Below are 9,380 nucleotides of genomic sequence, written 5' to 3'. Positions count from 1 at the left end.
ACAACACCGGCGGAGTTGCGTTTGGTATCCATTGAGCGCTCTAACGACGCGCGAATACCGGTAACAGTTACTTCTTCAACCACATCACCTTGCGCATAAGCCAAACCACTAAAGCCACCTGCCACAACTGCAGAGGCAATTGCGGTAGTCAGCACTTTTTTCTTAAAGCTTGTTGTTTTGTACATGGAGCTCTCCTTTATTATCGACAGGAATTATGTTTTCCGGTACACACATGTTTGAACCGCTGCCTGGGCAGGCCTAGGTTCAAACATTTTCGCTTTCAGAATGAAGGCGAATTCTTTAGCGTTCTAATTATCTTTTTCTGGGCTTAACTCTAGAACGTATTTTCAAATATAAAAGTTATTGGCCATTTTTTTACATATAAACAGTGTAAAAAAGACTCTTTGGCAGATGAAGCCGCAAATGCTTCGCCCGAGTTGCGCACAAAACTACTACTATGTGACAGCGCTGTCAAATACTTGCAAGAGGTTTGGCATATAAATTTATGAGAGGGAAGTCACTGCGATCTTATAGTCAAAAAGACACAAAAATCATAGATATACGCTAGAGCTGCCAATCTACCGGCACCTTGTTGTTACGCTGCAGGTATTGGTTAGTAACAGAGAAGTGGCCACATCCAATAAACCCACGATGCGCAGAAAGAGGTGAAGGATGCGGAGCCCGGAGCACTAAATGCTTATGATCATCAATAAAGGTAGCTTTCTTCTGCGCATAACTGCCCCACAGGAGAAAAACGACACCCTGGCACTGGTCATTGACCAACTGAATGGCTTTATCAGTGAAGGTTTCCCAGCCTTGCCCTTGATGGGAGCCTGCCCTTGCCTGCTCTACCGTTAAAGTCGCATTAAGCAATAAAACTCCCTGATTAGCCCAAGCCTGAAGACAACCATGCTTAGGAATAGTAAACCCCAGATCACGGCGCAGCTCTTTGAACATGTTCTGCAGTGATGGCGGTGGCTGGATGCCCGGTTGCACTGAAAAACATAATCCATGGGCCTGACCTGGGCCGTGGTAGGGATCTTGCCCCAAAATCACAACCTTGACCTGATCTAGTGGTGTGGAGTTAAACGCGTTAAAGATATTTTTAGATTCGGGATATATTACTTTTCCCGATTGCTTTTGCTGCAATAAGAACTGCTTTAGCTGCTGCATGTACGGCTGATCAAACTCACCGGCAAGATGCACAAGCCAACTCGGATGAAGATCAATTTTCTTGTCACGTGCCGCCATTAATGCTCCACCGTTAATAAATAAAAAGCCCAGCTAAAGAGCTGGGCTTTTTACAAGAATTACAATAGAAAGTAAAACTTAGAGTTTTGCAGCATGCTCAGCCAGGTATTTGGCAACTCCCGCTGGAGATGCATCCATACCCGCATCACCTTCTTTCCAACCTGCTGGGCAAACTTCACCGTGTTGCTCGTGGAAAATCAAGGCGTCAACAGTGCGGATGGTATCATCGATATTACGGCCGATGGGTAGGTCGTTAACTATTTGTGAGCGCACCACACCGGCTTCATCGATAATGAAAGTACCACGGAAAGCAACACCATCAGTTGACTCCACATCGTAAGCTTTTGCAATTGAGTGGGTGATGTCAGCAACCAAAGTGTAACGAACCGGGCCAATGCCGCCTTCATTAACTGGAGTGTTACGCCATGCATTGTGGGTGAATTGTGAATCGATAGAAACACCAATCACTTCCACATTGCGCTTTTTGAATTCTTCTACACGGTGATCAAATGCCAACAGCTCTGATGGACACACAAACGTGAAATCCAATGGATAAAAGAACACGACTGCTTTTTTACCTTTGGTCGCTGTTGCAAAATTGTAACCGTCCACAATTTCACCGTTAGCCAATACAGCCGATGCGGTGAAATCCGGTGCTTTTTTACCTACTAATACGCCCATAACGATACTCCTGATGATTGATAGGTTAACTGGTGGAATAAATACCCGCGTTAGCGGCCATGAGTTTATTCAAATTGTATGAATAATTTATGGCCAGTTATTGATCGGCTGATATTTATCGATAGTGCGTCGCTATCATACACAGGGATCGAAGGGTGTCATATTGATTTTGTATATGGCGCCGCCAAAACTAAGGCTATGACGGATTCGCTGGCACATTATTAATCAACCAGTCACTCAGTTATAAGTGCGAATCTAAACTCCTGTCAAACGAGATAATTTCCCATAATTTATTGACACAAATTCTCATTAGCATTAGAGTTTATTTGTAGGTGATTTGATCGCATCCAAAGTAACAATCCGGAAAAGCTCTATGTACGTCTGTATTTGCAAAGGTATTACTGATCGTCAAATAAAAGCGGCTATAGATGATGGCGCAAGCTCGCTTGGACAATTACGTAAAGCCTTAGGCGTTGCCAGCCAATGCGGTAAATGTTCGGTAATGACACGCGAAATACTCGATGAAGTATTAAACGACACCCCAATTATTAATGGCTTGCCGCAGTTCTATGCGGTTGCCTAAACCGTTGAATGAAATTAAACAGAATCTAAATCATTACCATTTTTAGTATATTTTCCTTCCCCATCAAATACTTAGCAAGCTCTCACGCTTGACATAGCCGCCTTCGGCGACCAGACTCTCCTATTGTTTTTATCGCATCATTAAGGAGAACTCCATGAAAGGCGATCCGAAAGTCATAGCCGTATTAAACAAAGTTCTGGGGAATGAACTGGTTGCCATTAACCAATATTTCCTGCACTCGCGCATGTACAAAGATTGGGGCCTCAAAGAACTGGCCGACCATGAGTACCATGAATCAATTGATGAAATGAAACATGCCGATGCCTTAGTTGAGCGCATCTTGTTTCTGGAGGGTCTCCCCAACTTACAAGACCTGGGCAAATTACATATCGGGGAAGATACACTGGAAATGCTCAAGTCCGATTTAAAACTTGAAATGAAAGCGATTCCCGATTTACGCGACGGCATTATAGTCTGTGAAAGTGTACGCGATTTTGTCAGTCGCGATTTACTGAAAAGTATTCTTGAATCCGAAGAGGAGCATGTGGATTGGCTGGAGACGCAACTATCGTTGATCGATAAGGTCGGTATCCAAAATTACTTGCAAACTAAAATGGCTTCCTAATCGTAAATAATTTTGTATTAAGAAAAAAGGAGCTGTGTGCTCCTTTTTTTACCCATAATTTAATAGGACTTTTTCATTGCACCAGCAGGCAAAATTACATATTGATCCAACCATTGAGCGCGCGCAATTTAAACACTGCATTACCGTGTTTTAGAATCACACCATCTACAAAAATCTCCTGCACAATAAACTGCCCCGTACCAATAATATTGCCCACCCCCGACGTCTGATTATTAATCACTACGCTGCTAACACCGTTGGCAAGATAGTTATGCCGCGCGTAAGAAATCGTGGGAATCTGCTGCCGCATATTCCAAGGCAGCGCGTTAAAATCAGGAATATTTTTGATGCTATCAAAAGTGCGTGGCGGCGCCTGCTCCTGAATTGAAGCAGTTGCAACGGCAGCATCACCTGTAGGATTGAAAGGATCGACAATCGTTTCCGAGGCTGCCGCCGTGGCCGCTTCCGCTGCATAAAGTTCGTTGACACCTGCATCAGTTGCCGCAGCGGGCTCGGTATCTTTTGCAGCATAGAGTTGATTAACATCTGCATTCGGAGTGGTAACTTCAGGGGTCGTTTCTACAACAGGAATTGCAGTTGCGGAAAATGCAGTAGCTGGTTCACCAGACGGTGCTGTTTGAACAACAACAGGATTGGGGGATACGACCGCAGGGGATTGTTGCGCAGGAGCAGAATTTGTTGCCGCTAATTGTACTACCGACTCCTGGCGCAGCAGTACAACCAGCGTAATAATAATCGCCATCAACGCTAGAACCACACCTATTGCCCACCACAAGGTTCGACGCGTATTTGGGGCAGTATTTAACTCCTGCGGGCGATGAAGGGTATTGAGATCCGGCACTGCGTTTTGATTTTTACGCTCGTGCTCTGCGCGATTCAGGGCATCTAATATTAATGACATACCACTACAGCCCTTCCGTCTTTATCGGAGCAAGTAATTTTTGCTCATCCAATTCTACAAGAGGTTTGTCCAACCCCAACACTTCGTTTAACCGGCGCAAGGTCTGCGCATTGATAATACCGTCAGGAAGAATATTGTGTGTCGATTGAAAAAGTTCTACACGCTTTTGTAACCGCTCGGTAAAAAATTGGCGCGTCAGCGGTGCAGGTTGTTGATCGAGTTTGGCAAACTGCTCAGCAACCCATGTCACCAGATCGCTTTTATCACCCATCTGCAAACTATTTTCAAAACCCTTTGGCCGCGACCAAACATACAACAAGTCACCATTCCACACATTGGCAACTTCACTCCATGGCACAATTTTTTGCACTCCATTTGCCATCAGCAGTGCATGGTTTTCACTCAAACCAATCATCAACGCGTAAACCCATTTTTTGTCCGGAGTCGCGAGCGTTATCAATCCAGGGCGATTAATATCTTTCAATTCATCCCAGGAAGTAATGTGGATTTTTTCGCACACATATCCCGCATCAGTCACGACTAGACACGGATTTTTTTTATCGCCTGCTGCAATTCCCACGTGGTTAAACAATGCTAATTGTGCTGCAACCAAATCCCGGGTAGCCATAGCAACTACTACTGGTATTAGCGGCGATTTTGGCTGGCTGCGCAATTCGCTCAACGAGCCGGAAGCCAATTGCCGCGCTGCGCTTGATTGAGAAACCGCAGACGAGCTGTGTGCTAAAAGCTCACTGCTCGCTGTCTGCGCTACCGCTGGTGCAACCGGCAAAGGCGCCTCATCCGGAACCAGAAACCAAACCGCTACCATAATACCAATCACCACCACCACAAATAGCGCATGCCATGAGGTGCGAGTCGTCGCCAGTTTTTCTTCTTCCAGCGTTGTAGTACCTGCAACTTCTTTCACCGCTGCTGCAAAAATCTGCTTATCAATGTGGTGATGATTTTGCGCATAGGCTCCCAACAATAATCGCTCGCTGATCACATTAATCAAACGCGGAACACCTCCGCTAAATGCGTGAATTCTTTTGACCATCGCATCGCTAAATGGCCGCTGATGATCAGGCAGCCCCGCAATTTTTAACCTGTGGGCAATATAGGCTTTGGTTTCGGGCAGGCTCAAGGCCTCAAGATGGAAACGTGCGGTGATCCGCTGGGATAATTGCCGCAGCGCCGGGCGCGCCAATAATTTTTTTAATTCTGGCTGGCCGACCAACATAATCTGCAATAATTTTTCGGTGGTCGTTTCAAGATTGGTCAGCAACCGGATCTGCTCCAGCACCGGCACTTTTAATAATTGCGCTTCATCGATTAATAAAACCGTTTTGCGCCCTTTGCGATGGTTATCCAGCAGGAATTGGTTGAGCGCATCGGTCAAATTTTTCACCGTCAACTCATCGGCGATATAACCTACGCCCAACTCATCGCAAATTGTTGAGAGCAATTCCGGCGCGCTACCCATCGGGTTGAGGATGATCGCCATATCGGTGTTAGGCGGTAGCTGTTCCAGCAAGCAGCGAATGATAGTCGTCTTACCCGTCCCCACCTCGCCAGTGAGCATCACAAAACCACCATTCTGGATGCCATATAAAAGATGCGCCAAGGCCTCCCGATGCTGGTCACTCATAAAGAGGTAGCGCGGGTTCACGGCGATGGAAAAGGCGGGTTCTTTGAGCCCGAAAAAATCGTGATACATAGGCCTATAAATACAAAGTTATTATGAGTGCGCATTAGAGCGGAGCTGAATCATAGCAGGCCTAAGATTCGGCTGTTACCTTCTTGTTCCCTTAAAACCCTTTGAAAGTGGACAGCAGAAACAAAAACAGCCCCCCAAACCGCGATTAGGTCACTGCTCGATTGCCCGAAAAGCACCAAATTGATACCATTGCCGCCTTTTTAAGCAGGCACCCTCCAGCCTCATCCCTCTCCCTTCTTTATTGTTTGATTTCCTTACACAGAGAGTTTCTATGTCAGTTGATTTTCGTTCAGCTTCCCTGTCCTTATTGGCCAATCAGGATGAGTTTGTAAATCGTCATATCGGCCCGGACGCCCAACAAACTGCCGCTATGCTGGCAACCCTGGGCGTCCGCTCAGTCAATGAGCTGATCGACAAAACCGTACCGGACAACATCCGCCTGAAAAACGAACTGAATCTGGGCAATGCCGTCAGCGAAGCTGATGCCTTAGCGCAATTGAAGGCTATCGCCAGCAAAAACAAGATCTTCAAAAATTACATCGGCATGGGCTATCACGATACACACGTGCCGCTGGTCGTGCTGCGCAACGTCTTGGAAAACCCCGGTTGGTATACCGCTTACACCCCCTACCAGCCAGAAATTGCCCAAGGTCGTTTAGAGGCATTGCTTAATTATCAGCAAATGATCATCGACCTGACCGGCATGGAAATGGCCAACGCCTCGGTATTAGATGAAGGCACTGCCGCAGCGGAAGCCATGGCGATGTGTAAGCGTCAAAACAAAAAAAGCCGCTCAGACGTGTTTTTTGTAGATGCCGACACCCACCCGCAAACCATCGCTGTAGTAAAAACCCGCGCCGAACATTTTGGCTTTGAAGTATTTGTTGCCAAGGCAGATGAACTGGCCAATGGCGACTACTTCGGTGCCCTTCTCTCCTACCCCGGCTCCAGCGGTCAGGTGCGCGATTTAACCGCATTGATTGAAACCGCTCACAACAACAATGCATTGGTGACGGTGGCATCGGATTTGATGGCACTAATGCTGCTCAAATCACCCGGCGCCATGGGTGCTGACGTCGTCGTCGGCACCAGCCAACGCTTCGGTGTACCTATGGGCTTTGGCGGTCCACACGCCGGTTTCTTCGCTTTCCGTGACGCTTACAAGCGCTCCGCTCCCGGCCGCATTATTGGTGTATCTATTGATACACGCGGTAAACAAGCACTGCGTATGGCGATGCAAACCCGCGAGCAACACATCCGCCGCGAAAAGGCCAACTCCAATATTTGTACCTCGCAAGTATTGCTCGCAGTAATGAGCGTGTTCTACGCGATTTACCACGGCCCCGACGGATTGAAACGTATCGCTAACCGCATCCATCGTTTAACCGCGATTGCCGCTGCGGCATTAAAAGCCAAAGGTTTCGGCATTACCAACAACCAGTTCTTCGACACTATTACTGTCAATGTTGGCGACAATCAAAAAGCGATTTATCAAGCCGCATTAAATGCAGAAATTAATTTACGTTTGGTGGGCAGCGATTCCTTGGGTATCAGCCTGAATGAAACGACTTCTGCTGCTGACGTGGAAGCTTTACTCGCTGTGTTTGGCGTAACCGGAATTGAACTGACGTCATTCGACGAACAAGTGCTCGCAGGAAAAAATATCACCGCCAACAACGCAATCCCAGCTGATTTGTTGCGCAGCGATGCGGTATTGTCGCATCCGATATTCAACACCTATCACAGCGAAACTGAAATGCTGCGCTATTTAAAGCGTCTGGAATCAAGAGATATCGCGCTCAATAACGCGATGATTCCACTCGGCTCTTGCACTATGAAATTAAATGCAACTGCTGAGATGATTCCCGTCACCTGGCCGGAATTTGGCAAACTGCATCCGTTCGCACCCATCGATCAAGCCGAAGGTTACAAAGCATTATTTGAAGAACTGCAAGAAATGCTCAAAGCCTGTACCGGCTACGATGCTATCAGCCTGCAACCCAACGCCGGTTCACAAGGCGAATACGCAGGCCTCGTGGCGATCAAAAAATATTTTGAAAGCAAAGGCGAAACCCAACGCGATATTTGCTTGATCCCCGCATCAGCGCACGGTACCAATCCCGCATCAGCGCAAATGGTAAGTTACAAAGTAATAGTGGTCGCCTGCGATAACAAAGGCAATGTCGATCTTGCGGACCTCGCTGAGAAAATCGCCACTTACAATAATCAAATTGCCTGCATCATGGTGACCTACCCATCTACGCACGGCGTGTTTGAAGAAGGCATCACGCAACTCTGCGATATGATCCATGCTATCGGCGGCCAGGTATATATCGACGGTGCCAACATGAACGCACTTGTAGGCGTTGCTGCGCCAGGAAAATTCGGCGGCGACGTATCGCATTTGAATTTGCATAAAACTTTCTGTATCCCACACGGCGGTGGCGGCCCAGGCATGGGGCCAATTGGCGTTGGCAAACATTTGGAACCCTTCCTTGCCGCGCACCCGGTACAAGCGGTTCCAGGTACTGATGTCAGCAACGGTACTATCTCTGCCGCACCTTGGGGCTCTGCCAGTATTCTGCCTATCAGTTGGATGTACATCAAAATGATGGGCGCGGTTGGTATGCGCCAGGCCACTGAATTCGCGATGCTCAATGCAAACTATGTAGCGAAAAAATTGGAAGCTGCTTATCCGATTTTGTACAAAGGCACCAACGGTTTCGTTGCGCACGAATGCTTACTGGATTTGCGTCCATTAAAAGAAGCCAGTGGCATCAGCGAAGAAGATATCGCCAAACGTTTAATGGATTTCGGCTTCCACGCACCGACAATGTCATTTCCCGTCGCGGGCACATTGATGATCGAGCCAACTGAATCTGAATCCAAAATCGAATTGGATAAATTCATTGAAGCCATGCTGATAATCCGCAACGAAATCGAGCAAGTGATCAACGGTGAAATTGCCGCAGAAGCCAGCGCATTGCATAATGCACCGCACACACAAGATGATGTACTGGAAGAAAATTGGACACGCGCTTACTCGCGCGAAGTGGCAGGTCGCCCAGCGCCTTGGTTGAAAAACCACAAGGTATGGCCAACGGTAAACCGTATCGATAATGTGTATGGGGACCGGAATTTGGTGTGCTCATGCCCGAGTATTGCAAGTTACATTGAGTAGTTTTTGTGAATGTAAGGTGTAAGGGCGCGATTTATTGCGCCCTTTTTTATAGCAGCCTTCTTATTTACAGCGCCCTTTTATTTACTTTGCCAGCTCACGCTTAATAACGTATCCATTTTTTTCAAATGCGCGATTAACGGCAATGAAGGCAGACTGAGCACAGAAAAATACTGCTCAGCCATTGGGGCTATGCCGCAATTTACCGGCAACTGCAGTCGCTGTTCGATTATAAAATACATTCGCGGCAGAAAAATAAACTGCAACCACTGTGGAAAGGTCATGGTGTCTATCGCAAAGGGTTGCTCGCTCATCAAGGCTTCGTCAGAAATCATTTCATCATCCCAGAGCTGCAATTCACGCAGCTCTTTTTCGATATCAATTAAGACTTCAGCAATGGCGATGTGAATATTGTTCATATTG

The 9,380-nt window shown here is 47.0% G+C and carries 9 protein-coding genes; 3 read left to right on the top strand and 6 right to left on the bottom strand.

Annotated features, from left to right (window positions below):
* From J2X05_RS11405 to J2X05_RS11395, 3 genes are all read right to left on the bottom strand, one after another.
* On the bottom strand, window positions 1-185 hold a 185-nt coding region (locus J2X05_RS11405; protein ID WP_310072522.1), incomplete at its 3' end, for a hypothetical protein.
* Window positions 186-564: 379 nt separating this feature from the next.
* A complete protein-coding gene (ung, locus tag J2X05_RS11400) occupies window positions 565-1,251 on the bottom strand; it encodes a uracil-DNA glycosylase (protein WP_310072520.1) in 687 nt (228 codons plus the stop codon).
* Window positions 1,252-1,329: 78 nt separating this feature from the next.
* Window positions 1,330-1,932, bottom strand: a complete 603-nt coding sequence (locus J2X05_RS11395; RefSeq protein ID WP_310072518.1) for a peroxiredoxin — start codon at window positions 1,930-1,932, stop codon at window positions 1,330-1,332.
* Between the two features lie 373 nt (window positions 1,933-2,305).
* Between J2X05_RS11395 and J2X05_RS11390 the strand changes: the two genes are divergently transcribed.
* Together J2X05_RS11390 and bfr are read left to right on the top strand one after the other, a co-directional pair.
* Window positions 2,306-2,515 (top strand): bacterioferritin-associated ferredoxin, encoded by a 210-nt coding sequence (locus J2X05_RS11390; RefSeq protein WP_310072516.1) that lies wholly within the window; start codon window positions 2,306-2,308, stop codon window positions 2,513-2,515.
* Between the two features lie 154 nt (window positions 2,516-2,669).
* On the top strand, window positions 2,670-3,140 hold the full coding sequence (gene bfr / locus J2X05_RS11385) for a bacterioferritin (protein WP_310072514.1): 471 nt from the start codon (window positions 2,670-2,672) through the stop codon (window positions 3,138-3,140).
* A gap of 94 nt (window positions 3,141-3,234) precedes the next feature.
* Here the strand turns inward: bfr and J2X05_RS11380 are convergent, their stop codons facing one another.
* Entirely contained in the window at window positions 3,235-4,062 is an 828-nt protein-coding gene (locus J2X05_RS11380) for a general secretion pathway protein GspB (RefSeq protein WP_310072513.1), read from the bottom strand.
* 4 nt (window positions 4,063-4,066) lie between these two features.
* The gene (locus J2X05_RS11375) at window positions 4,067-5,710 is read right to left on the bottom strand and encodes an ExeA family protein (RefSeq protein ID WP_310072511.1); all 1,644 of its coding nucleotides are present in this window, start codon (window positions 5,708-5,710) and stop codon (window positions 4,067-4,069) included.
* Window positions 5,711-6,050: 340 nt separating this feature from the next.
* Here J2X05_RS11375 and gcvP point away from each other — a divergent pair, with 340 nt between their 5' ends.
* Window positions 6,051-8,960 (top strand): aminomethyl-transferring glycine dehydrogenase, encoded by a 2,910-nt coding sequence (gene gcvP / locus J2X05_RS11370; protein ID WP_310072509.1) that lies wholly within the window; start codon window positions 6,051-6,053, stop codon window positions 8,958-8,960.
* A 77-nt stretch (window positions 8,961-9,037) separates the two neighbouring features.
* On the opposite strand, the gene J2X05_RS11365 is transcribed toward gcvP, so the two are convergent.
* Window positions 9,038-9,376 carry a YqcC family protein gene (locus J2X05_RS11365; RefSeq protein ID WP_310072506.1) on the bottom strand — a complete coding sequence of 113 codons (339 nt, stop codon included), beginning with the start codon at window positions 9,374-9,376 and terminating at the stop codon, window positions 9,038-9,040.
* Window positions 9,377-9,380: the final 4 nt, after the last annotated feature.

It is taken from the genome of Cellvibrio fibrivorans, from assembly GCF_031457055.1.
Lineage (GTDB): Bacteria > Pseudomonadota > Gammaproteobacteria > Pseudomonadales > Cellvibrionaceae > Cellvibrio > Cellvibrio fibrivorans.
Note: the sequence above shows the minus strand (reverse complement) of the source record. Positions and strands in the feature narration are given on the sequence as shown.

Coding starts and splice junctions, on each gene's coding strand:
- ung (WP_310072520.1), bottom strand. CDS start 1,251: ATGGCGGCACGTGACAAGAAAATTGATCTTCATCCGAGTTGGCTTGTG.
- J2X05_RS11395 (WP_310072518.1), bottom strand. CDS start 1,932: ATGGGCGTATTAGTAGGTAAAAAAGCACCGGATTTCACCGCATCGGCT.
- J2X05_RS11390 (WP_310072516.1), top strand. CDS start 2,306: ATGTACGTCTGTATTTGCAAAGGTATTACTGATCGTCAAATAAAAGCG.
- bfr (WP_310072514.1), top strand. CDS start 2,670: ATGAAAGGCGATCCGAAAGTCATAGCCGTATTAAACAAAGTTCTGGGG.
- J2X05_RS11380 (WP_310072513.1), bottom strand. CDS start 4,062: ATGTCATTAATATTAGATGCCCTGAATCGCGCAGAGCACGAGCGTAAA.
- J2X05_RS11375 (WP_310072511.1), bottom strand. CDS start 5,710: ATGAGTGACCAGCATCGGGAGGCCTTGGCGCATCTTTTATATGGCATC.
- gcvP (WP_310072509.1), top strand. CDS start 6,051: ATGTCAGTTGATTTTCGTTCAGCTTCCCTGTCCTTATTGGCCAATCAG.
- J2X05_RS11365 (WP_310072506.1), bottom strand. CDS start 9,376: ATGAACAATATTCACATCGCCATTGCTGAAGTCTTAATTGATATCGAA.